The organism is Polaromonas sp. JS666, from assembly GCF_000013865.1.
Classification (GTDB): domain Bacteria; phylum Pseudomonadota; class Gammaproteobacteria; order Burkholderiales; family Burkholderiaceae_C; genus Polaromonas.
In genome coordinates, this window is record NC_007949.1 from 235,840 (window position 1) to 259,615 (window position 23,776).

General features: G+C 58.2%; 26 protein-coding genes. 18 read left to right on the forward strand and 8 right to left on the reverse strand.

What is annotated here, in order from left to right; translation table 11 throughout:
• Window positions 1-113 precede the first annotated feature (113 nt).
• On the reverse strand, window positions 114-731 hold the full coding sequence (locus tag BPRO_RS25635) for a flavin reductase family protein (protein WP_232291609.1): 618 nt from the start codon (window positions 729-731) through the stop codon (window positions 114-116).
• Between the two features lie 780 nt (window positions 732-1,511).
• On the opposite strand from BPRO_RS25635, the gene BPRO_RS25640 reads away from it, so the two are divergent.
• From BPRO_RS25640 to BPRO_RS25725, 18 genes are all read left to right on the forward strand, one after another.
• Window positions 1,512-2,066, forward strand: a complete 555-nt coding sequence (locus BPRO_RS25640) for a DUF4863 family protein (protein ID WP_011485975.1) — start codon at window positions 1,512-1,514, stop codon at window positions 2,064-2,066.
• Between the two features lie 54 nt (window positions 2,067-2,120).
• Window positions 2,121-3,287: an ABC transporter substrate-binding protein gene (locus BPRO_RS25645; protein WP_011485976.1), complete on the forward strand. Its 1,167-nt coding sequence runs from the start codon at window positions 2,121-2,123 to the stop codon at window positions 3,285-3,287.
• Between the two features lie 56 nt (window positions 3,288-3,343).
• On the forward strand, window positions 3,344-3,964 hold the full coding sequence (locus BPRO_RS25650; RefSeq protein ID WP_232291596.1) for an NADPH-dependent FMN reductase: 621 nt from the start codon (window positions 3,344-3,346) through the stop codon (window positions 3,962-3,964).
• On the forward strand, window positions 3,961-4,878 hold the full coding sequence (locus BPRO_RS25655; protein ID WP_011485978.1) for a branched-chain amino acid ABC transporter permease: 918 nt from the start codon (window positions 3,961-3,963) through the stop codon (window positions 4,876-4,878). The genes BPRO_RS25650 and BPRO_RS25655 overlap by 4 nt, the downstream gene beginning before the upstream one ends.
• Window positions 4,879-4,943: 65 nt before the next feature.
• Complete coding sequence (locus BPRO_RS25660) at window positions 4,944-5,864, forward strand: branched-chain amino acid ABC transporter permease (protein WP_011485979.1); 921 nt, start codon at window positions 4,944-4,946, stop codon at window positions 5,862-5,864.
• On the forward strand, window positions 5,857-6,609 hold the full coding sequence (locus BPRO_RS25665) for an ABC transporter ATP-binding protein (RefSeq protein WP_011485980.1): 753 nt from the start codon (window positions 5,857-5,859) through the stop codon (window positions 6,607-6,609). The genes BPRO_RS25660 and BPRO_RS25665 overlap by 8 nt, the downstream gene beginning before the upstream one ends.
• Window positions 6,606-7,316: an ABC transporter ATP-binding protein gene (locus BPRO_RS25670; RefSeq protein ID WP_011485981.1), complete on the forward strand. Its 711-nt coding sequence runs from the start codon at window positions 6,606-6,608 to the stop codon at window positions 7,314-7,316. Before BPRO_RS25665 ends, BPRO_RS25670 begins: the two co-directional genes overlap by 4 nt.
• 245 nt (window positions 7,317-7,561) lie before the next feature.
• Window positions 7,562-9,061, forward strand: coding sequence for a 2-hydroxymuconic semialdehyde dehydrogenase (locus BPRO_RS25675; RefSeq protein ID WP_011485982.1), 1,500 nt, complete (start codon window positions 7,562-7,564; stop codon window positions 9,059-9,061).
• 9 nt (window positions 9,062-9,070) lie between these two features.
• Entirely contained in the window at window positions 9,071-9,457 is a 387-nt protein-coding gene (locus BPRO_RS25680) for a RidA family protein (RefSeq protein ID WP_157046020.1), read from the forward strand.
• A 17-nt stretch (window positions 9,458-9,474) separates the two neighbouring features.
• Entirely contained in the window at window positions 9,475-10,266 is a 792-nt protein-coding gene (locus BPRO_RS25685) for a 2-keto-4-pentenoate hydratase (protein ID WP_011485984.1), read from the forward strand.
• 11 nt (window positions 10,267-10,277) lie between these two features.
• The gene (locus tag BPRO_RS25690; protein WP_011485985.1) at window positions 10,278-11,222 is read left to right on the forward strand and encodes an acetaldehyde dehydrogenase (acetylating); all 945 of its coding nucleotides are present in this window, start codon (window positions 10,278-10,280) and stop codon (window positions 11,220-11,222) included.
• A gap of 9 nt (window positions 11,223-11,231) precedes the next feature.
• Window positions 11,232-12,281, forward strand: coding sequence for a 4-hydroxy-2-oxovalerate aldolase (gene dmpG / locus BPRO_RS25695; RefSeq protein ID WP_011485986.1), 1,050 nt, complete (start codon window positions 11,232-11,234; stop codon window positions 12,279-12,281).
• Window positions 12,278-13,057: a 2-keto-4-pentenoate hydratase gene (locus tag BPRO_RS25700; protein WP_011485987.1), complete on the forward strand. Its 780-nt coding sequence runs from the start codon at window positions 12,278-12,280 to the stop codon at window positions 13,055-13,057. The genes dmpG and BPRO_RS25700 overlap by 4 nt, the downstream gene beginning before the upstream one ends.
• Entirely contained in the window at window positions 13,054-13,476 is a 423-nt protein-coding gene (locus BPRO_RS25705) for a RidA family protein (RefSeq protein ID WP_011485988.1), read from the forward strand. Before BPRO_RS25700 ends, BPRO_RS25705 begins: the two co-directional genes overlap by 4 nt.
• A 12-nt stretch (window positions 13,477-13,488) precedes the next feature.
• Window positions 13,489-14,088, forward strand: a complete 600-nt coding sequence (locus BPRO_RS29000; protein WP_011485989.1) for a 3-hydroxyanthranilate 3,4-dioxygenase — start codon at window positions 13,489-13,491, stop codon at window positions 14,086-14,088.
• Window positions 14,085-15,089, forward strand: a complete 1,005-nt coding sequence (locus BPRO_RS25715; protein WP_011485990.1) for an amidohydrolase family protein — start codon at window positions 14,085-14,087, stop codon at window positions 15,087-15,089. The genes BPRO_RS29000 and BPRO_RS25715 overlap by 4 nt, the downstream gene beginning before the upstream one ends.
• 12 nt (window positions 15,090-15,101) lie before the next feature.
• The gene (locus tag BPRO_RS25720) at window positions 15,102-16,064 is read left to right on the forward strand and encodes a LysR family transcriptional regulator (protein WP_011485991.1); all 963 of its coding nucleotides are present in this window, start codon (window positions 15,102-15,104) and stop codon (window positions 16,062-16,064) included.
• A gap of 160 nt (window positions 16,065-16,224) precedes the next feature.
• Window positions 16,225-17,142 (forward strand): NADP-dependent oxidoreductase, encoded by a 918-nt coding sequence (locus tag BPRO_RS25725; RefSeq protein WP_011485992.1) that lies wholly within the window; start codon window positions 16,225-16,227, stop codon window positions 17,140-17,142.
• A gap of 106 nt (window positions 17,143-17,248) precedes the next feature.
• Here BPRO_RS25725 and BPRO_RS25730 read toward each other — a convergent pair whose 3' ends face one another.
• The 7 genes from BPRO_RS25730 to BPRO_RS25760 all read right to left on the reverse strand — a co-directional run bounded on the left by BPRO_RS25730 (window position 17,249) and on the right by BPRO_RS25760 (window position 23,755).
• On the reverse strand, window positions 17,249-18,787 hold the full coding sequence (locus BPRO_RS25730) for an IS3 family transposase (protein ID WP_011485993.1): 1,539 nt from the start codon (window positions 18,785-18,787) through the stop codon (window positions 17,249-17,251).
• A 144-nt stretch (window positions 18,788-18,931) separates the two neighbouring features.
• Window positions 18,932-19,618, reverse strand: a complete 687-nt coding sequence (locus tag BPRO_RS31010) for an ABC transporter substrate-binding protein (protein ID WP_369794728.1) — start codon at window positions 19,616-19,618, stop codon at window positions 18,932-18,934.
• Window positions 19,619-19,675: 57 nt separating this feature from the next.
• Entirely contained in the window at window positions 19,676-20,398 is a 723-nt protein-coding gene (locus BPRO_RS25740; protein WP_011485995.1) for a type 1 glutamine amidotransferase, read from the reverse strand.
• 49 nt (window positions 20,399-20,447) lie between these two features.
• The gene (locus BPRO_RS25745; RefSeq protein ID WP_011485996.1) at window positions 20,448-21,185 is read right to left on the reverse strand and encodes an ABC transporter ATP-binding protein; all 738 of its coding nucleotides are present in this window, start codon (window positions 21,183-21,185) and stop codon (window positions 20,448-20,450) included.
• Window positions 21,178-21,939, reverse strand: a complete 762-nt coding sequence (locus BPRO_RS25750; RefSeq protein ID WP_011485997.1) for an ABC transporter ATP-binding protein — start codon at window positions 21,937-21,939, stop codon at window positions 21,178-21,180. The genes BPRO_RS25745 and BPRO_RS25750 overlap by 8 nt, the downstream gene beginning before the upstream one ends.
• A complete protein-coding gene (locus tag BPRO_RS25755) occupies window positions 21,936-22,898 on the reverse strand; it encodes a branched-chain amino acid ABC transporter permease (protein ID WP_011485998.1) in 963 nt (320 codons plus the stop codon). Before BPRO_RS25755 ends, BPRO_RS25750 begins: the two co-directional genes overlap by 4 nt.
• Entirely contained in the window at window positions 22,895-23,755 is an 861-nt protein-coding gene (locus BPRO_RS25760) for a branched-chain amino acid ABC transporter permease (RefSeq protein WP_041390466.1), read from the reverse strand. Before BPRO_RS25760 ends, BPRO_RS25755 begins: the two co-directional genes overlap by 4 nt.
• Window positions 23,756-23,776 lie beyond the last annotated feature (21 nt).

Sequence of the window (23,776 nt, forward strand, 5' to 3'; positions counted from 1 at the left end):
CCGAAAGACCCCGTGCACGCCAGAGGGCTATTCAGTGTCCAGTTGACGGGCCATATGGCATTAAAAACCAGTGCCACTTGCCTCCAGGTACCCTTGAGATTCGTCATGCTGCCCTATATCCTGGGTTTCCCGGACGAAGGCAAAAAGGTTGGCACTGGGAGGCGAACTCTGTCTGTGGATCGGCAGTAGTTGGGCCCGCCGAGGCGTCCGACCGGAGCGAAGCGATCCACGTTCACGCGCAGTGTTTCCTCGTTGATGAGATCATCCCGGAAATACATCGAGACGATTTCTCCAAAAACTATGGAGCGGTTCTTTGAGAAGTCAAATATCTTGAAAAGCTTGCATTCCCATGCAATCGGAGCGTCTAAGACGCGAGGCACGCCGACGACGTTTGACTGCGTCAGTTCGAAACCAACGGAGGCAGCTTCCGATACATCCGCTGGGTAGTCGGTCCCGCAAAGAACCATCCTGTCCATGATCGTTTCGTCCACCATGTTGACGACAAATTCTTTGCGCTCCATGATGTTTTTCAAGGTGTCCTTGATTTCACCGGGGCGGTGACTTTCCTCGCCGTAGTGATCGACGGCAATTGCGAACAGGGGAGGGTCTTCACCCATGTAGTTGAAAGCGCTGTACGGTGCCGTGTTACAGAGACCAGACTCGCTCAGACTCGTAACAAGGGCGATCGGACGAGGTCCCACGCTGCCCGTGATCAGCCAATACTTTTGCATGTTGTTCAAGTGTTCCAACGCTATGTGGGGCATCTTTTTTCTTTCGAAATGGTGTCTTAAAAAGCCAGAATTTGACAGCAAGTCTAGGCTGCAAACTTAATGAGCGCCAATGAATATGGTCGATGCTGCTATCACCATTTGGAATATCAAACGTCCGGATGCGTCAACATTTTCCAAGCCTCTATTGCCTGTCTACTGCACCGGAGTTTGCTTGGTATATGCGCTCGAGGAGCTTGATGCGAGCTTGATCGGCTAAATGGGACGGTCGGCAAGAACTGTTTAAGTGCGGCGCGTGGCAGCAGCAGCGAGCGCTAAAGACAAGCGTCGTCGTCTGCCGTCTGCCGTCTGCCGCATTAGTCGACCGGGATCACGATTCAACTCAAGCATCCCAACAAACCCTAATGCAGCAACTTTTCCCCACTCAGAAGCCGTGACAAATCTAGGCACCGTAATCGGTTTTGGAGTGACCAACCATTCGCCGTATGTGGGGGTCGATAGCTGAGGCCGCAGCGATAAACGTGATGATTTTGAAGAGTTTTTTCTATTGGCAACTTCTGGCGCTTCCCGCACCACAGCGGCGCGAGCGAAAGTGGCACTTGCATTTGGCGCTCAAAAGGGTGCTCAGCTATAACAAATGCGAATAGACGATTCGATTCTTTTGATTGGCCGCGCAAATTTCCTAATCCTAAGATTCATTTCGTTGTCACATGACTTGGAACGGAACAAGAGCCCGCCACAGGTCGTTGCAACGAATCCACGATCGAACGCCTAGGAGGTTTCATGATTAACTCGCCTGTTAGTAACGGGTCAGCCCTACCGGAAAAAGGCGACGTCTTGCCTACCGGACCACACAAACCGAAGCTGATGGCGGCGATTGCCCGTCTGCTTGATTTCATTAAAGACAGGCCGCTTGATGCGGCGCTTGAGAAGGATCTCAACGATCGTTATGGCGCAACGACGGAGGGATACGCAGAGCTCTTGGGTTTGCTGAGGATAGGTATCGCCGAAGGTTGGGCATGCTATGCCGAAATTGACGGCCCTGATTATCGCCGCGGACGCCTTGCCAAGCCATCCGCCGAGACCCATGGGTTCAGCGTGGAGACCGGGATGTTAAAGGACGTGCTCGGCAACTATCACCGTCACCCTCTGGGCGAGATCAACATGATCGGGCCGGTCGATGCCACAGGACGTTTTTGTGGATACGGCGCGGGATGGAAAGTTTTTGCGCCCGACAGCCAGCACTACCCGACAGTCACCGGCGGCAAGGTGACGATGCTGTTTTTTCTGCCTGGCGGCCAGATCGAATACATGACCCCACCGATTCCGCAGCAATAGACGCCAACGCGCCCGCGCCATCTCTATCTCCAACCATTGAAGGACATTGCCATCATGAAAACCAAGTTTGCAGCCCTTATCCTACTGGCGTCATTTGCCAACGCTGTGCTCGCAGCGGACAACGTGAAGATTGGATTCCTCAGCACCTTGTCCGGACCGATCGCATCACTCGGCCTCGAGATCCGCGATGGTTTCAACCTGGCGCTGAAAAACAGCGGCAATAAAGTAGGCGGACTGCCCGTAGAGGTTGTGTTCGGTGACGACCAGGCCAGCCCCGATGTCGGCAAACAGCTCGCCGACAAGATGATCAAGCGCGACAAGGTCGACTTCATGACCGGCGTTGTTTACTCCAACGTAATGCTCGCGGTCGGACCACCGACCTTTGCCGCGCAGACCTTCTATATCAGCTCGGCGGCCGGTCCGGCCGCGCTGGCGGGCGAGCGCTGCAACAAGTTCTTCTTCGGGCTGTCCTGGCAGAACGACGGGCAAAGCGAGGCGGTCGGCGAATACATGACGACCAAAAACTACAAGAATGTGTTCATCATTGCGCCCAACTACACCGGCGGCAAGGAAAACCTCGAAGGCTTCAAACGCTTCTTCAAGGGCAAGATCAGCGGCGAAGTCTATGTGAAGCTTGGTCAGCTCGATTTCGCCTCCGAACTGGCGCAGGTTCGCGCCGCCAAACCCGATGCCGTCTTTTTCTTTCTACCGGGTGGCATGGGCATCAACTTCATCAAGCAGTACGTTGGCGCCGGACTGGACAAGCAGATTCCCTATTTTGTGCCGGGATACTCGGCTGACGAAGACACCATCGCCGCGGTGGGCGATCCGATCGTGGGCCTGAAAAACGGATCGCACTGGGCTTGGGACCTGAAGAACCCGCAGAACGAAAAGTTTGTCGCCGACTTCAAGAAGGAATACGGCCGCATTCCCACCATGTATGCATTCCAAGGCTACGACGTGGTGCGGCTGCTCGACAGCGCTGTCAAGGATGTGAAGGGCAACCTGAGTGACAAGGAGGCGCTGCACAAAGCGCTGAAGACCACCAACTTCGGATCTCTGCGCGGTAGTTTCAAGTTCAACAACAACCAATTCCCGATGGATACCTTCTATCTTCGTGAAGTGCAGAAAGACAGCAGCGGTCGCATTACCAACAAGACCATCGGCACGATTTTCAGCAACCACGCCGACGCCTATGCCGGTGAATGCAAGCTGAAATAAAAAAAGCTTGCCGGACGCTTCGCGCTGAGACGGAGTGTCCTGGCCGCCTGCAACCCATGGAATATGAAATGCAACGAAACCCTAAGATCCTCGCCTTTTCCGGAAGCTCGCGGAAAGGCTCATTAAATGCCAACCTCTTGAAGCATGCCGTGGATGCAGTCCGGGCGGCTGGTGCCGATGTGACTGCCATCGACCTGAGAGATCTTTCACTGCCCCTGTACGACGGTGACCTCGAGGCCGGGCACGGCGTTCCCGAAAATGCCAAGATCCTGCGCACGCAGATGATCGCGCATGACGGCTTCCTGATGGCATCGCCTGAATACAACGGTTCGGTGTCGGCTCTTCTTAAGAATACGCTGGACTGGTGCTCGCGGCCCGTCGACGGGATCGACGGGCTGGCACCTTACCGCGGCAAGACGGTGGCCCTGTTGTCCGCTTCGGTCAGCCCCTTTGGCGGTGCGCGTGGATTGATCGCCCTGCGCGCCATCATGGCGAAGATGGGCGCGATTGTTCTGGGCGAAGACGTGGCCGTGCCATTTGCTCAGAACGCCTTCGACGACAGCGGCGCCCTGACCCATGCGGGAGCGATTCAGGTCGTTCACACTCTTGCGACCAACTTCGTCAAGCTGACACACAAGCTGCACGTCCTGCCGGCTCTAGATGGAAGTGTGCGATGAACATCCTGCTAATTGAGCAGACATTGAACGGCTTTCAGTTCGGCCTGATGCTGTTTCTGTTGGCGGCCGGGCTGACGCTGGTGTTTGGCATCATGGACATGATTAACTTGGCGCACGGTTCGCTGTATATGGTGGGCGCCTTCCTTACCGCAGCCGTGACACAAGCCAGTGGTTCATACACTGTGGGTGTTCTATCCGCATTGGCAGGAACGGCCGTTTTCGGCATGCTGCTCGAAGTGTCGCTGTTGCGGCGCCTCTACCGCAGGGACCATTTGTCCCAGGTCCTCGCGACCTTCGCGTTGATCCTGATCTGCAATGAAGGTGTTCGCATGATTTGGGGAGCTTCGCCGATCAAGCTGAATGCGCCCGAAGCCTTGTCCCGGCCGATCGAGCTGGTTCCAGGATTGTTTTACCCCGCACACCGCTTGCTGATCATTGTGGTTGGGATAGTCGTTGCGATAGGGCTGTACATACTGGTCGCGAAGACCCGCGTCGGCATGTGGGTGAGGGCGGGCGCATCGAACCGCGAAATGGCGACGGCAATGGGCGTCAATATTCAGTGGCTGTTTACCTTTGTTTTTGGTTTCGGCGCCGCGCTGTGCGCATTGGCCGGCTCCATGTTAAGCCCATTGATGGCTGTGCAGGTCGGCATGGGTGAGAGCATCCTGATTCTTGCGTTCGTTGTCGTCGTGATCGGCGGAATTGGCTCTATTCGGGGCGCCTTCGTCGGCGCGCTGCTGATCGGAACCGTGGATACGCTTAGCCGGACTTTGATTCCGACATTGCTCGGCCAGTTTCTCTCGCCGTCAACCACCTCGGCCCTCGGTCCCGCCCTCGCGTCCATCATCATTTATGTCTTGATGGCCGCAGTTCTGTTTTGGAAACCCCAGGGCTTGTTCCCTGCGAGAGGATGACCGTCGTGAACATCGTAACGTCAACCATAATGCGGTCCACGCTGCACCACAGGGCTCGGCCAGTAATGACGATTATTGTGCTCGTCCTGCTACTGGCCCTGCCTTGGGCGGCCACCGCCTCGGATCACGCCTTCTACACCACGTTTGCCACACGCATCATGATTTTTGCGCTGGCGGCCACCAGCCTCAACCTCGTGCTGGGCTTTGGTGGCATGGTGGCGTTCGGGCATGCCGGCTTCCTCGGCATCGGTGCCTACACCGTGGGCATCCTGATGGACAAAGGCTTCAGCTCGGCATGGCTTTCCTGGCCTGCGGCGACCTTGATCAGTGGCGCCATCGCCGGTCTGATCGGGCTGGTGTCGCTGAGGACCAAGGGTGTCTATTTCATCATGATTACCCTTTCCTTCGCCCAGATGCTCTACTTTATTTCGGTTTCGCTGACTTATTTTGGAGGAGATGATGGCATGTCTTTACCGGGAAGATCGATCATTCAGTTTGGCCCCGACCTAGCCTCGGATGACCGGTTTTTCTATGTGGTGCTGGGATTGTGTGTGGCTGTGCTTTTTTTCCTGCACCGTCTGATCAATGGGCGATTCGGCCGTGTGCTGCAGTCCATCCGCGAAAACGAAACGCGCATGTCTTCGATCGGTTATCCGGTGTTCCGGTACAAGCTCGTTGCTTTCACGATCTCCGGCGCGCTGGCCGGGCTGGCGGGCGCCTTGATCGCTAACCAGAACGGTTTTATCAGTCCTAGCCTGATGTTATGGACGCAATCCGGCTCGCTGATGATCATGATCATCCTGGGCGGCGTTGGCTACCTGTATGGCGGCGTGCTCGGATCGGTGGTCTTTCTGCTGCTGGAGGAGGGACTGTCCAATGTTACCATTCACTGGCAACTGCCTCTTGGTTTGATCCTGTTGTGCGTGGTCCTCTTCGCGCCCACCGGCTTGGTCGGATTTTTCCGGGATCGGCGCCGTCATGACTAAACCACTTCTGGAAGTACGGAATCTTGTCAAAAGATTCGGAGGCCTGGTGGTGACAAACTCCGCCAGCTTGACGGTGGTGGAGGGTGAGATGCATGCATTGATCGGGCCGAACGGCGCCGGCAAGACAACGCTGATTCATCAAATTTCAGGTGGTTTGGCGGCGGACGACGGCGAGATGCTGTTTTGCGGCGAAGACATTTTCCGGATGCCGATGCACCAACGAGTCAGACTTGGTCTTGCGCGCTCCTACCAGGTCACCAGTATCTTCATGAGGCTCACGGTGCTGGACAACGTCGCGCTGGCGGTACAGGCCCACAGCGGCTCCAGCTTCCGTTTCTGGCGCGCGGCGGTGTCTGAAACCGCACTGTTCGAAGAAGCCTACTCCATCCTGGAGCAAGTTGGTCTCCACACCAAGGCCGGTCTGCTGGCTGGAAGTCTGGCGCACGGTGAGCAGCGGCAACTCGAGCTGGGCATCACCCTCGCGACCCGTCCAAAGTTGTTGTTGCTCGATGAGCCTATGGCCGGTATGGGCCCCGAAGATTCCGAACGCATGGTTAATCTCCTGCTCACCCTGAGGGGCAAAGCGACGGTGTTGCTGGTCGAGCACGATATGAGCGCGGTCTTCCGTTTGGCGGACACGATCTCCGCGCTGGTTTATGGACGCGTGATTGCGAGCGGTACACCGGCAGAGATAAAGGGCGACCCGGAAGTCAAGAAGGCCTATTTGGGGGAGGAAGTGGCATGAGTGCAATTCTGGAAGTCGCGGGAATGGAAAGCGGGTATGGGACTTGTCGGGTTCTGTTCGGCATTGATCTCAAGATCAACGACGGCGAAGTTTCCACCCTGCTGGGGCGCAATGGCATGGGCAAGACTACCAGTGTGCGGTCAATCCTGGGCCTGACACCGGTACGCACTGGGACCGTCCGTTTCCGCGGAGAGCAGATCCACCGCCTGTCACCCAATGCCATCGGTTCAAAAGGCATCGCAGTGGTGCCCGAAGGTCGGCAGATTTTCCCTAACCTGACTGTGAAGGAAAACCTGGTCGCGTTTGCCGCGAACCGAAACGGAACGCGTGAGCCCTGGACGCTCGAGAAGATTTATGCGTTCTTTCCACGCCTCCAGGAACGCGAGCGGAATATGGGCGTCGAGCTTTCCGGTGGCGAGCAGCAGATGCTAGCAATCGGTCGGGCGTTGATGACCAATCCGCATCTGCTGATCCTCGATGAGGCGACTGAGGGGCTGGCCCCGCTGATACGCGAGGAGATCTGGCAATGCCTGGCGACTTTGCGCCGAAGCGGACAAACCATTCTTGTCATCGATAAGTATGTCGAGCGCCTGATTGCTCTGGCCGATCGGCACACCATCATCGAGCGCGGCAAGGTGGCATGGGAAGGAACGTCCGCAGAGCTCGGCGCTGACAAAACCATCTGGGAACGGTACCTGGGCGTCTGACGGCATCGCGCGTGACAGAGAAAAGTTAAGCCCATGTGGCAGATATGGGCAGGGACCGGTACGCCTCACGCTTTTGAACTGCTATTCCAATCACGAATACAGGGTGGTGATTATTTGAATTTCAGATGTGAACACAGCTCGATAGACTTTGATTCACAGTGCAAAACACTGCGGTGGCCGCTGAAGAGACAAGGCCCCGCTCCATCGCAAAGCTTGCGGCGACTAATGAAAGAGGCGAGAAGTTTATGAAAAATTCAGGAAATGATCCCGCAGTCAAACCGGTTGCTGAACGCAAGCAGCTGCGGCATTACGTTGACGGCGCGTTTGTGGGAAGCGAGGTCACGTTCTCCAACATCAATCCGGTTGATGGCACGCTGATCGCCGAAGTTTGTGAAGCTAACGCATCGACCGTCGATCAGGCGGTTCGCGCCGCACAGGCGGCACTCAAAGGTCCCTGGGGAAGGCTGAGCGTGCAGGAGCGAGCCGCTGTGCTCCACAAGGTGGCCGACGGGATCCTGGCGCGCTTCGAAGAATTCGTGGAGGCCGAGGTGGCCGACACCGGCCGGCCGGTGCATCAAGCCCGGACGCTTGATATCGCTCGCGCCATTGCCAACTTTCGCACCTTCGCCGACCTCGCAAAGACCGCGAACACTGATCTCTTCGAAATGGCCACGGCCGACGGCGCCGGAGCCCTGAACTACACCGTGCGTAAACCATTGGGTGTCATTGGCGTCATTTCGCCGTGGAACCTGCCGTTGCTGCTGTTCACCTGGAAGGTCGCGCCTGCGCTGGCCTGCGGCAACACGGTCGTCGCCAAGCCTTCCGAAGAGTCGCCATCGTCAGCCACCTTGCTGGCCGAAGTGATGCACGATGCGGGCGTACCGCCGGGCGTCTTCAACCTGATCCACGGATTTGGCAAAGACTCGGCCGGTGAATTTTTGACGCGGCATCCCGGCATCAGCGCGCTCACCTTCACGGGTGAATCGAAGACCGGGAGCACCATCATGAAATCGGTGGCGGACGGCGTCAAGGAGGTGTCGTTCGAGCTCGGCGGAAAGAATGCCGCCGTGGTTTTCGCAGACACGGATTTCGATGCTGCCGTGGCGGGCGTACTGCGCTCAGCATTTACCAATTCCGGTCAGGTATGCCTCTGCTCTGAGCGGGTCTATGTGCAGCGGCCGATTTTCGACAAGTTCGTTGCGGCCCTCAAAGCCGGCACCGAACGGCTGAAGATAGGGTATCCACATGACGACGGCGTCGACATAGGGCCGCTAATTTCGCATGGTCATCGCGACAAGGTTCTGTCTTATTACAAGCTAGCGGTGGAGGAGGGAGCCACCGTCGTGACTGGCGGCGGTGTTCCTTCTTTTGGCGACGCGAGAGACGCGGGCGCCTACGTTCAACCAACGATCTGGACCGGCTTAACTGACAGCGCGCGTTGCGTGACCGAAGAGATCTTCGGCCCCGTTTGCCATATCGCGCCCTTCGACAACGAGGAGGAAGTCATCGCTCGTGTCAACGACAGTGTCTATGGTCTCGCCTGCGCGGTTTGGACAACCAACCTGTCGCGCGCGCACCGGGTTTCGCGCCAGATACATGTCGGGCTGGTCTGGGTCAACACCTGGTATCTGCGCGATTTGAGGACCCCGTTCGGCGGCGTGAAGCTGTCCGGCCTCGGACGTGAAGGTGGCAGGTACTCGCTGGATTTCTACTCAGATGTGGCCAACATCTGCATCAAGTTGTAGGGAATGACGATGCGCCAAATCCTGCGATCGAGCGCCATTCCGGCGCCGCGCTTTCACTATTCTCCCTGCGTCAGGATTGGAAACACCTGCCAGGTATCCGGCATGGTTGCACTTGACCTGGATACCGGAACGCTGGCCGGCGGAGGTCCTGGTCCCGAGACAACCCGGATCCTTGAAAACCTTCGGCGCGCCTTGCCTGACTATGGGGTCACGCTGGACGATCTGCTGATAGCTCGTATCTTCACCACCCGCTTCGAAAAGTTTGCTGAGATCAATGCCGCCTGGGAGGCGTTCTTTACTGTTGACGTTGTGCCTCCAGCTCGAACTTCGGTGGGTGTGAGCGCGTTGCCGCTGGCCGCCACCGTGGAAATCGAATTCACTTTCATCAAACACTGACGACTTAAGGAGAAGACATGCAAGAGAGGAATGAAAGGGCCGCGGAGCGACTTTGGCAGGCCGCACAAACCGGAACGCCATGCGAACCGGTGCGTGACCTGATCGGCGCAGACAATATTGATGCCGCATATGCAGTACAAAAGATCATCAGCGCAAGTCGAGAAATCCTCGGCGGGCGTCTGGTGGGGCGAAAAATCGGCCTAACCTCATTGGCAGTACAGAAGCAACTCGGCGTCAACCAACCGGACTTCGGCATGCTGTTTGCCGATATGTGCCTTGGCGACGGCGAAGAAGTGGCCGAGGGCAGGGTGATGCAGGCTAAGGTCGAGGCTGAAATTGCCTTGGTTATCGACCGGCCGTTGACGCATGAAAAACATACGGTCGCGGACATCATTCGCGCGACCGCATTCGCGCTGCCTTCGATCGAGATCGTCGGGAGCCGCATTGCCAAATGGGATATCAAACTGGGCGACACCATCGCAGATAACGCGTCTAGCGGCCTTTTTGTGCTGGGTTCCCGGCCGGTCAAGCTTGATGCCTTCGACATCGTCGGCTGCGGCATGGTGATGGAGCGCCGCGGCGACCAAGTCAGCGTTGGCACGGGATCTGCCTGCATGGGAAATCCCCTGCTGGCTGCGGTATGGCTGGCCGACGTCATGGCCAGGTATGGTCAGCCGCTGCAGCCGGGCGACATCGTCATGACCGGTGCTCTGGGACCGATGGTGCCCGCAGCTGCCAGCGACATCTTCGATGCACATATTCAGGGGCTGGGACGGGTGCGAGCTTCCTTTGCGCCGGCACAGAACTAAGGAAGTATTTCATGACTAAATCTCAACGCTTGCAGGTGGCGATCATCGGCTCGGGCAATATCGGCACCGACCTGATGATCAAGGTCATGCGCAACAGCAAACATCTGTCGATGGGTGCGATGGTAGGCATCGACGCAGCGTCTGACGGTCTGGCTCGTGCTGGGCGGCTGGGTGTTCCCGTGACACATGAAGGCATCACTGGCCTGGTCGGACTGCCGAACTTTGGAGATATCCGCATTGCTTTCGATGCGACTTCGGCAGGTGCGCATGCCGGACACAACGAAGTCTTGCAGCGTCATGGGGTCAAGGTGATCGACCTTACCCCGGCGGCCATCGGTCCGTATGTGATACCTGTGGTGAACCTTGAGGAACAGCTGTCGAGCCCGAACATCAACATGGTGACCTGTGGGGGACAGGCGACCATTCCCATCGTGCGCGCGGTCTCGCAGATAGCCCGCGTTCGTTATGCGGAAATCGTGGCTTCGATTGCCAGCAAATCCGCTGGCCCGGGCACGCGCGCAAATATCGACGAATTCACCGAAACCACGTCAGCAGCCATTGTCAGTGTCGGCCGCGCCGAACATGGCAAGGCCATCATTGTGCTTAATCCCGCCGAACCGTCGCTGATGATGCGAGACACCGTCTTCTGCCTGGTGGATGCCGATGCAGATCAAGAAGCTATCCGGCTATCCGTTCGGGACATGGTCCGGAGCGTAGCTGCTTATGTTCCCGGCTATCGACTCAAGCAAGACGTTCAATTCGACGTTATCCCGGATAAGGCGCCGGTCAACGTACCTGGCATCGGCCGCGTCTCAGGCCTGAAGGTCTCGGTCTTCCTTGAAGTCGAAGGGGCCGCTCACTACCTGCCGGCATACGCCGGAAACCTCGACATCATGACGTCGGCAGCCTTGGCCGCTGCTGACAAGATCGCCGCCAGTTTGATCACGGCCCGCTAAGGAGAACACATGTACAACGGCCAAAAACTCTACATCTCGGATGTGACCTTGCGCGACGGCATGCATGCCATCCGCCATCAATACTCCATCGACCAGGCCGTCGCCATCGCGAAAGCGCTGGACGACGCGAAGGTCGACAGCATCGAAGTCGCGCACGGCGACGGCCTGCGTGGATCGAGCTTCAATTACGGTTTTGGCGCACACAGCGACCTCGAGTGGATCGAAGCCGTCGCTTCCGTCCTGAAGCACGCCCGCGTGGCGACACTGCTGCTGCCGGGCATTGGTACCTTGCACGACCTGGACGCCGCATTCAAGGCCGGCGTGCGCACGGTACGCGTGGCGACGCACTGCACCGAAGCCGATGTTTCCCGTCAACACATCGAACATGCGCGCAAACTGGGCATGGATACCGTCGGCTTTCTGATGATGTCGCATATGACGTCCCCGCAGATCCTGGCTCAGCAGGCCAAGCTGATGGAAAACTACGGTGCTGAATGCATCTATGTGGTCGATTCGGGCGGCGCGCTGTCGATGCAGCAGGTCGCCGATCGTTTCAAGGCGTTCAAAGATGTTCTCAAGCCGGAAACGCAGACGGGTATGCACGCTCACCATAACCTCGCGCTCGGCGTCGCCAACTCGATTGTTGCCGTGGAAAACGGATGCGACCGTATCGACGCCTCGCTGGCTGGTATGGGTGCCGGCGCGGGCAATGCGCCGCTCGAGGTCTTTATCGCCACTGCCGACCGCATGGGATGGAACCACGGCACCGATCTCTTCGGGCTGATGAATGCGGCTGACGATCTGGTCCGCCCATTACAGGACCGTCCGGTGCGGGTCGACCGCGAGACACTGGCACTCGGTTATGCCGGTGTGTATTCCAGCTTCCTTCGGCACGCGGAGGCAGCTTCCGCACGCTACGGCATCGCCGCGGTCGACATCCTGGTCGAGCTCGGTCGGCGCCGCATGGTGGGCGGCCAGGAAGACATGATTGTGGACGTTGCGCTAGACCTGATCAAAACGCGTCAGCGCACAACCGGCACTTCAGGGGTGGCGGCATGAGCGTCATCAACCTGCAACAAATGGCGAGTCAACTCGACCATGCGGCGCGCTTTCGCATCGAGATCGATCCCCTGACGCCACAGCATCCCTTCACTCTCGAAGAGGCGTACAGCATCCAGCGAGAGGCGATCGCGTTGAGGTATGCGCGTGGAGAGCAACCGGTTGGCCTCAAACTGGGCTTTACCAGTCGGGCCAAAATGATCCAGATGGGCGTTGAGAGTCTGATATGGGGTCGTCTTACCGATGCCATGCTGTACGACGAGGGTACGGAGGTCGATTTGAGCGACTTCATCCATCCGAGAGCCGAGCCTGAGGTGTGTTTCCTGACGAAGCGCAGGATTGATCGCCCAATCACTCTCATCGAGGCCCAATCCTATCTCGAAGGCGTGGCTCCTGCCATCGAGATTATCGATTCCCGCTACCGCGACTTCAAATTCACGCTGGAGGACGTGGTGGCTGATAACTGCTCTTCAGCAGGCTTGATCATTGGTTCGCTCACCAATCGGTTTGACAGCCTCTCCAATCTCGGTGTCTTCGTGCGTGTCAATGGCCGCCTGGTTCAAAGCGGAAGTACCGGAGCCATCTTGGGCGATCCCATGCGAAGCCTTGTGCAGGCCTCGCAACTGGCTACAAAGGCGGAAATGGTGCTCGAAGCCGGCTCCCTGATCATGGCCGGCGCGGCGACTGCCGCTGAGGCCCTGCAGCCTGGAGCGCATGTCAGCGCCGAAATCACGGGCCTGGGCCGTGTCGAGTTCCACACAAGGAGCCAAGCGTGAGCGCTACAGCAAAAGTTATCGAGGGCAAGGCCACGCCCCGTGGCAAATACCCGCATATCAAACGCGCTGGTGATTTCCTGTTCGTGTCGGGCACCAGTTCGCGGCGGGCGGACAACACCCTCGTTGGCGTGGAGGTGGACGCATTGGGTACTTTCCGTCTGGACATCCGATCGCAGACCTCCGCCGTGATCGAGAACATCCGGGGCATCCTGCAGAGCATGGGTGCCGATCTCAAGGATGTGGTTGAAGTCTCGACATTCCTGGTCAACATGAATGACTTCGCCGGGTACAACGAAGTGTATGGCTCGTTTTTCGACTACGACGGCCCGACGCGCACCACTGTTGCTGTCCACCAACTTCCGCATCCCCATTTGTTGATTGAAATCAAAGCTATCGCATACAAGCCGCTATCGGCATAAGGAGATCTCATCATGTACAAGTATGGAAGACCACTCAATTTCCCCCGTTGGCTTGAAGAAAATTCCGAGTTACTCAAGCCGCCGGTTGGCAATCAGCAGATCTGGAAGGACGCTGATTTTTTGGTGACGGTGGTCGGCGGGCCCAACCATAGAACAGATTTTCATGATGACCCGATGGAAGAGTTCTTCTATCAGTTCAGGGGCCATGCGTACCTCAACATCATGGACCGCGGAAAGATAGATCGTATCGATCTTAACGAAGGTGACATCTTCCTGATGCCTCCTCATCTGCGGCATTCGCCACAGCGTCCCGACCCGGAAAGTCGCTGCCTCGTGATCGAAAGGCACCGGCCCGAAGGCGTCATTGATGGCTTCGAATGGTACTGCCTGGAATGCCACCACTTGGTGTATCGGGTCGAAGTGCAACTGAGCAACATCGTCAAAGATCTGCCGCCCCTGTTCGCTCATTTTTACGCCCACGAAGAGCTTCGCAAGTGCAGCCATTGCGGGGCCGTCCACCTTGGAAAATATGCGATCGGCGGTGGCACCCAGCCAGTGAAATCGCTATCTCAAGCTTCAAGCTCTGTACCGCCTGCTGGAGATCAATCTTGAGCGATCTGTGCATCGACATCCATTCGCATTTCTTCCCGCGAATTTCCGAATCCGAGGCCGCCTCCTACGATACGGCCCGCGCGCCCTGGCTTCAGTCCGAAGTCACGGGCGATAAAGGCTACATCATGCTCGGGAAGAAATCTTTTCGTCCCGTGTACAGGGCACTATGGGATCCCGCGTTTCGACTGAAGGAAATGGACCAACACGGCGTGGATATACAGATTACCTGCGCGACGCCGGTCATGTTCGGCTATGGGTGGAAAGCCAGGAAAGCTGCCGACTGGGCCGCTAAGATGAACGACCTTGCACTTGAGTTTGCAGCGCATGATCCGCGTCGCATCAAGGTGCTTGCTCAGGTGCCGCTGCAGGATATAGATCTCGCTTGCGAAGAGGCTTCGCGAGCGATGAAGAGCGGGCACATCGGTGTGCAGATCGGGAACCATCTGGGCGACAGAGATATGGACGATCAGGGGCTGGAAACGTTTTTAACCCATTGCGCCAATAATGACATTCCGATTTTGGTGCATCCTTGGGACATGATGGGTGGCGAGCGCATGAAAAAGTGGATGCTGCCCTGGCTGGTCGCCATGCCGGCGGAAACGCAACTGGCGATCCTGTCATTGATCCTCTCCGGCGCATTCGAGCGCATCCCAAAATCTCTCAGAATTTGTTTTGGTCACGGCGGAGGTAGCTTTGCATTTCTACTCGGACGCGTAGAGAACGCCTGGAAGCATCGGGACATCGTCCGCGAAGACTGCCCGCGCCCGCCATCCGAGTATGTTGACCGGTTTTATGTTGACAGCGCCGTTTTCAACCAGGGTGCATTGCAGTTGCTGGTAGATGTGATGGGCGATGACCGCGTCCTCTTGGGTTCGGACTATCCGTTTCCGTTGGGAGAGCAAAAGATCGGCGACTTGGTGGCTAACAGCCAGCTCGCGGTGGAGTCAAAGAGAAAAGTTATGGAGCACAATGCCCGAAGGTTCTTCAATCTGGAAATCTAGTTCGGGATCGCCATGACTGCCTTGCCGATTTCAACCATCACCCTCAGCCGCAAGCTTAAATTCAACCAGTTAATGATTTTTGAGTTGGTGCTGGAATCGGGCTCGTTTGTGCGTGCCGCCAACGCGATGGGACTAACCCAACCAGCAGTCACCAAGGCAATTTATGACCTGGAATCTTTTTTCGGTGCTCCGCTGTTCGAGCGTTCCAATCGCGGAGTGACGCCTACAGATTTCGGGGTCATGTTGGGGCGTCGGGTCAAATCCCTGATCGCGGAAACCAGGTATATGACCGAGGAGGTCAATGCTTTCAGGACTGGAGAGGCGGGGCATGTAATCGTAGGTACTCTGATATCTGCGTCTGCAAGATTATTGCCGCGAGCTATCTTCAAGCTTAGGCAGATGACGCCTGGGGTGTCCATCACCGTAAAAGAAGGAACCACCGCGCAGATGTTCCCGGCGCTTGCTACTGGAGATCTCGATGTCGTCGTCGGGCGTCTACCTGAAAAGGAATTGCCCCTGGCGCACGCATTTCCACTGTCGCATGAGATGCTTTTTCAAGAATCATTTGCTATCGTGGTGGGCCTGAATCATCCTATGGCTGAACAAAAAAATCTGAAACTTTTCGATCTGATTCAGGAGGAATGGATTTTTCCACTCGATGAGTCTTACACGCATAACGCTGTGGAAAAGATGTTCTATAGCGAGGGGCTTACGCTCCCTCCGCATCATGTGAAGTCGCTTTCGATGCTAACCAATATTGGTTTATTGCTCGAGGGTAACTTGATCGCGATAATGCCGCGGGCGGCCGCATTGCAATTCGTAGAAGTAGGTTTGCTTGTCACTTTGGATTTGCCTAATACGGTTAATTTTGGGGATGTTGGTTTTTCGATACGTGCGGACAAAGACGTAAGTCCGGCCTGTAAAAACTTCATTAAGTGTCTGAGGGCTGCTACAGCTGAAATGTTTGGTTCGTAAATCTGGCGTGGTGACCAGTGCAGCTTGATCAGACCTCGATAGTCGAGGTAGATGAGCAGGCCGCGCGTCGTAGCCGGAAACAACGTATCGGCATCCGCAACGACGGGAATGCTCACGACGAAAAGATTTCCTAAGCTACAAACGATCAAGGAGATTTCCCATGAAAGCGATAGTTGTAACAGACCAGGCGGCGGGAACGGCCGGGATGACGCTGGTAGAGCGGCCCGAGCCGCAGGCAGCGATAAACGACGTTATCGTTCAGATTCATGCATCGGGATTCGTCCCGACCGAGCTGGAGTGGCCCTCGACCTGGACCGATCGCAGTGACCGCGACCGAACACCGTCGATCCCCGGCCATGAGCTGGCTGGAGTGGTCAGCGCCCTCGGTTACGGCACAACGGGACTGTCGATAGGTCAGCGAGTGTTTGGCCTCGCGGACTGGCATCGCGACGGCACCCTGGCCGAGTACGTGGCGATCGAGGCCCGGAACCTCGCGCCGCTGCCGGGCGACGTTGACTTCACAGTGGGCGCGAGCCTGCCGATCTCGGGGCTCACCGCGTTGCAAGGACTGTTCGAGCACGGCCGCCTTCGGGCGGGGCAGAGCGTCATCGCGCACGGCGCGGCTGGCGCGGTCGGTTCGATGGTGACGCAGCTCGCGCGAGAGGCCGGCGCCCACGTCATCGGCACCGGACGCGCGGCCGACCGTCAGAAGGCGCTCGACTTCGGCGCGCAAGAGTTTATCGACCTCGACAGCGACACGCTGGAAGACGTTGGTGGCGTCGATCTGGTGTTCGATGTCATCGGCGGTGAGATCGGCAAGCGGTCCGCGCGCCTGATTCGAGCCGGCGGAACGCTGGTGTCCGTCGTCGGACCGTCGGAGGCGCGGCCCGAAGACGGCCGGGCGATCGACTTCGTTGTCGAGTCTGATCGTGCCCAACTGACCGAGATCGTCCAGCGGGTGCGGGACGGGCGACTGCGGACGAACATCGGCACCGTCTCGACCCTCGACGATGCCATCGCCGCCTTCAACTCGACCAAGCGGCGCGCGGGGAAGACGGTCATCAGCGTTCGTCCATGAAGACTTGGCGAGGGCGAGCGGTGCTGTCTTCCACATTTATTGTCGGTCTTGTTGATTTCCATCCAATCTTGACCCCGGGGGGATGCGGACAAAAACTTGGACTGGTTTATGCCGTAAATCCAAGACTCTCTCGGTATTCGATGGGGCTAAGAGAGCCAAGAGAGATCTTGATCCGCTTCTCGTTGTACCAGCGGATGTAGGAATCGACTACCTCAATGAACTGCTCAATGGTAGTGGTCTTCCAGTCCCGAGGGTAGAACAGTTCCGTTTTCAGCCGTCCGAAGAAGCCTTCGCATGCAGCGTTGTCAGGCGAACACCCCTTGCGCGACATCGAGCGAATGAGCTTCGCATCTCCGATCCGCGAGAGCCAGCCCGGCCAGCGATAGTGGGCGCCACGATCGGAGTGGACGACGGGCCGGTCATTGCCGCCGGCCACCGTCTCGATGGCTGCATCCAGCATCGTGTTGACGAGCTCAGCGTCGGGATGCATCCCAATGGTCCAGCTGATGACCAGGCCATCGAAGCAGTCGATGATAGGCGATAGATACACCTTGCCGGCCGGGATCTGGAACTCTGTGATGTCGGTGAGCCACTTCTCGTTCGGGGCCGCTGCGTGGAAGTCGCGATTGATGAGGTTCTCGGGCGCTGGGCTGATTTCGCCCAGGTAGGAGCCGTACCGACGCCGCTTAGGCTTGGCAACGACCAAGCTCTCTTGTTTCATCAACCGCTGCACGACCTTCTCAGAGATGGTGACGCGCTGCCTGGTCAACGAAGCCTGCAGCCTGCGGTAGCCGTAACAGCGGTGGTTCAGCTCGAAGATGTCGGTGAGGGTTTGCCGCACTGCAAGGTACTTGTCTGCCACCTTTACACGGGCTCGATGGTAGAAGTACGAGCTGCGCGCCAGGTCCAACTGAGCAAGGAGCTCTGGCAGGGCATAGAGCTCATTGAGGGCGCCAACCAGCAATGTCTTCTCCCGGTTGGTCAGGAGTTGCAGATCGACGCCCAGGCCTTTTTTTATTATTTCATTGGCCTTCTTCAAGAGATCGCGTTCGAGCTGCAGTTGCCGGATGTCGCGTTGTAGTGATTCGAGCTGGCGCTCCAGCTCCGCCCGTTCGGGCATTGGCGGTGAGTTGTTGCTGTGTTTCATGGATGCGGGAGCCTCACGGCCAAGTAGCTGGTTCTTCCAGTTGTACAACGTCGGCCTGCACACGCCTAATTTTTCAGCCACAGCCTGCGCAGTTTCTCGTCGGGTGCAAAGCTCGATGACCCCGGCCTGCTTCATCGACTCGGGATACCTTCGGCGCCCAACGCTGCCAACTACGGCTTTCCTGCTCTCAGGAAGCGCCTCGCGAACCCAAGCGGTCAATGTCCCACGACCGGGGTAGCCCAGCGCCCTCATGGTAGCGACAATGCATCGATCGTGAGTGAGGTAGTGCTCAACAGCTGCCTCCTTCTGCGCCTGCGAGTACTTGGGTTCCCGGCCCGCATAGCCCACCGGCAAATCGATCCGTTGCTCATATTCCCGGTACCAGCCCTTCAAAGCATTCTTGGTTGGGTAACCCAGCTGACGGATGGTTGGCCTCACGCGTTTGCCGAGCTTGATGTAGAGCTCGACCGCTCGAATCCTGTCTTCGTACGAACACATGAACTACCTCCTGGTAGTCCAAGTTTTTGTCCGCATCCCCAACTCAGCTGAATGGACTGCACCCCTGAGGGTAGACCTGTGCGGCAAGGCCCGCCTGCCGATACGCTGCGATGAATTCTGGGGAAGTCTGCGAGAGGTAGGCAATCACGACGTCAGGCTTTGCAGCCCACAGTGCCTCCACCACCTGTCCAAACTCCGTGGTGTTGACTGAGGGCACTGACAGCAGTGCGACGCTTTCCCACCCTCTTTCTCGACGGCATCGCGGTATACAGGGATGACCGGTGAGCCAAAACTATCGCTTGGTACGACCAGGGCGAATCGGGTGAGGCCTACCGCCTTGGCATGCCGGATAATGGCCCTAACCCTAACCTCGTCGTTGTATGTCCCTCGCACGAAGAAAGCCTTGCCGTCCATAGGCTTGCGCACTGCGGCGGTTCCGGTGAGAGGTGCCACTACCGGTACATTTCCAGCTGCTTCTATGGCCGCCATTGTATGACCGGTGCCCATGGTTCCAAAGACGGCGCAGACGCTGGACATTGTGGCCGCGCCCACGTTGGCTGCCGTCTGCTTAGGATCGAACTTGTCGTCGGTCACCGCCATGTCGACGGTTTTTCCATGAACCCCTCCGTTGCGGGTGACGCGGCGAAGGAGCAACTGCGCGCCCTCTGCATACTCCACTCCGACCCAGCGCTGTGGGCCAGATAGATCGATGGATTGCACCACCCGAAGCGGGTTTCCAGCCACGCACGATGCGGCCTGAACCGTGGGCAGCATGTAACTCAGCGCGGCGACCAGAACCCAACGAATTGCGGGGCCACGGCTTCGATGCATGCTCACAATTAGGTCGCCTCTTCAGTAGTGGAATGGGTATGAAAAAAACGGTGACTGTTAGTCCGAGCAGCCGCGAATCCAGCGCGCGTACAGGTGAAGAAGTACTTTATTCATTTGCCGCGTGCGGTTAGCTAGGTCCTGAAGCATTTCGTTGGGACGCTGTGCGGCCGGATTGCCTTGTGCGAGCTGCCGCTCGAGCTGGGCGTGATTTTTTTCGAAAGTGCGCTCCACCAAATCAGGCGTCATCTCCAGGTGCGACTGCACGAGAAGGTGGCGATCGCGAATCACGAAAACCTGGTTCTCGCAATGCTCATTGGTTGCAATGCGCTCAGCGCCGGCTGGCGGCACGAACGTATCTTGATGCCATTGGAAGGTTTCGATAGCATGGGTTGCGTAGCGACCCCACCACTCGTACGCTGTGGAGGTGAGCTCCGGCTGGATACGACCCCATCCAATCTCTGGTCGACCGTGCTTCCGGACGATTCCGCCTAAAGCGAGCGCGACGAGCTGGCTCCCAAGGCAGTGGCCGGCGATCGGCAAACCTATGTTGTCAGCCTGCCTGATGAGCTCCAACTCCAGTGCAATCCAGGGCAAGGGATCGTGGACGCCCATTGATCCACCGAGGAACACGAGGCCGGCAAAGGCGGATGCGTCTACCGGAATCGGCGCCGTATCAAAGACTTTCACCAAATGGATCTTGCGGCCCAGGCTCTCGAGGATGGGTACAATGGCGCCGGGCGCACCGATCTTCGTGTGTTGCAAGATGGCAATTGGCTTCATTCAAAACTTCCGGCAAGAGCTACCTTAAGGCGGTCGTCAATTGCGGCCTTCATGCTGCGGTGACCTCGGCGACAGGGTCATCGACCATTCCAACTCCAAGTAAACCGCCGAGCAGTCTGCCGTCTTCCGCCAGCTCCGCACTCGCCCCAGAGTGAACGACCGTTCCTCGCTCCAGGACAATGGCATGGTGGGTCATTTCGAGCGCAAGCACCGGGTGCTGCTCAACCACGATCGAGGACAAACCTTCGCTCTCGCAAAGATGGCGAATCGACTTGGCGAGCTCCTCGACGATGATGGGCGCGAGGCCTTCCATGGGTTCGTCGAGCAGCAGGAGCCTCGGGTTGGTCATCAATGCACGGCCGATAGCGAGCATCTGCTGTTCGCCACCTGACAGCTGGTTTCCGTAGTTGCCGCGACGTTCTCGAAGCCGTGGAAAAAATTCGTAGACGCGCCTCAAGTTCCATGTACCCGGCCGTGCGATCACGGTGAGGTTCTCTTCCACGGTCAGCGACGGAAACACCTCGCGCTCCTGTGGCACCCAGCCCAACCCGGTGCGTGCACGGCGGTGGGCCGACCAGCGTGTGATGTCTTCGCCGCACCAGCGGATGGCGCCGCGCATCACACGCGTGTTGCCCATCAGCGTTTCGATCAGCGTGGTCTTACCCACGCCGTTTCGTCCCAGAATGGCGAGGCTGCTGCCTTGGGCCAGCGAGAAGCTCAGGCGGTCGAGCACGACGGCGTTTCCGTAGCCCGCGACGACTTGGTCAAAAGCAAGCATTTCAGACATGGACAGCTCCTGCGTGGCCGAGGTAGACCTCGCGCACGCGCGGGTCGGTGCCAATCTCGGCGGGGGTTCCTTCGGTCAGGATCTGGCCTGCCACCAGCACCGAGATGCGCCGCGAAAAGCGGAAAACCAGGTTCATATCGTGTTCGATGAACAGGATACTGATGTCCTGCGGTAGTTCGTCAATGGCTTCGAAGAGCTCGCCGCTCTCGTCTTCGGGTACGCCTGCGGCGGGCTCGTCGAGTAGCAGGATGCGTGGGCGGGCAGCCATCGCTAGGGCGATCTCCAGCAGTCGCTGCTTGCCGTAGGCGAGTTCGGCGACCGGCACGTCGGCGAGCGCGTCGAGCTTGAGCCGTCCGAGCAGTGCGTGCGCCTCATCGAACAGCGCTTTGTTGCGCATCAGCGGACGCCACCAAACCGCACCCAGGCCTTCGCGTTCGCTGATCGCGAGCACCACTGACAACAGTGGTGTGAGGCTGGGAAACAGTGTGTTGATCTGAAAGGTACGCGCGAGGCCCAAGCGTGCGCGCTTGTCAGCCGACAGCGAGGTGAGCTCCCGATCGCCCATATGGATCGTGCCGCTGGTGGGTTTGAAGACGCCCGTCAGCAGGTTGATCAGCGTCGTCTTGCCAGCGCCATTGGGGCCGATCAGGGCCTGACGCGCACCGGGCTCGAGAGTCAGGTTGACGTTGTTGACCGCGCGGAACGCGCCAAAGGAAATTCCCAGCCCCCGGGTGTGGAGCGCAACACTGCTCATGACGCCCTCCCGATCTTCACGAAGCGCGACAGCGCGCCCATGACCCCGCCGCGGCCCAGCATGACAGCGGAGATAAGGAAGATGCCGAGCCAGAACATCCAGAACTCAGGATTGAGATTGGCAAACCAGTCGTGCACCAGCATGTAGACGATCGCGCCGATGAGCCCGCCGTAAAGGCGGCCGGTTCCACCCAGCACAAGGATGATCATTACTTCTGCGGATCTGTTGAAGCCAATCGATTCGAGGCCGACAAACTGCGTGGTCTGTGCGAGCAGCGCACCCGCAATGCCAGCGACGCCTGCGGAAAGTGCATACGCCATGCGCAAGCGCGCATCGACCGGCGAGCCGATCGCGAGCATGCGCTTGCGGCTGTCGTGAATGCCGCGCAGCGTGAGCCCGAAGGGCGAACGCAGCACCAACCGAACGCCGAGGAACATGACCAGCACAATGCAGTATGCGTAGACGAACGCCGTCCTGCCGAACAGGTCGAACTCGAAAATGCCGAAGACCGGGGCGATCGTCACGCCTTGCAGGCCGTCCGAGCCACCGGTGATAGGCGCCAACCGGTTGGCCAATTCAGCCAGCAGCACGCAGACACCGATAGTGATCATGAGTCGCGTGAGATCGGCGCCGCGCACGACCAGGTAGCTCAGCGCGTAGCCGAGCGCTGTGCACACCAGGAGCGCTAGCAACAGGCCGCTGAAGGGTTCGCTCCAGCCGTGCTTGGCCAGCAGCCCGGCAGCATACGCGCCGGCCCCGAAGAAGGCTGCATGGCCCACGGTGATGATGCCCGCGTATCCCAGGGCCATGTCGAGCGAAACCGCGAAGAGCCCGAAGATCATGATCTGGCTCATCAACGTGAGCTTGTCCGGCAGCAGGAAGAAGCTGGCGCCCAGCGCGAGCCAGAAGACGACCTCAACCGCACGCAGACGAGCCGGGGATATAGGAATTGGTTTCATGCGAGACCCTTGCGTGGAATGATGCCGTTCGGGCGCACCAGCAACATGATGATCATGACGACATAGATGAGAAAGGCGCCGGCTTCCGGCAAGTAGTACTTGCCGGCAACGTCGATGACGCCGACCAGCAGTGCGGCCACGAAGGGGCCGGTGATAGTTCCGGCACCACCGACGCACACGACGATCAAGAAATACACGAGGTACTTGAGGGGGAACGAGGGCTCAAGACCCAGCATGCCGAGGCTCAGCGCTCCGCCCAGGCCAGCAAGGCCGCAGCCGAGGGAAAAGGTCAAGAAGAAGAGCCGCTGCACGTGGATGCCGGTGCCGCCCGCGACGCGCTGGTTGTCCACTGCGGCCCGCACCATCGCGCCGTAGCGCGTCTTGCCAAGCACCAAGAGCATGCAGGCGAGCACCAGCACGCCGCACAAGATCAGGAAAAGGCGATAACGACCGACTTCGAGGCCCAGCAGCGATACCCGTCCGTCCAGAATGGGCGGCAGGCTGAAGGGTTGCATCGTTGGACCGAAGAAGTATGTGAAGACCGCGACCGAGACGAACACGATACCGATCGACAGGAGGACCTGGTCGAGTGGATGCGCGCGATAGAGCCGCCGGTAGAAGAAGAACTCAAGCACCGCTCCGGCCAACGCGGCCGCGACGAAGGCGGCTGCCAGCGATGGAAAGAAGTCCATGCCGAAGCGGTTCATTAATGCGCTCGCGGCGTAGCCGCCCACCATCGCAAACGTGCCGTGCGCGAGGTTGACGAAGTTCATGAGGCCCATCGTGATGGACAAACCAACTCCGATAAGAAACAGGAGCATGCCGAAGGCCACTCCGTCGAAGATTACGATTTGCATATAGATTCTGTATCTGCCGAT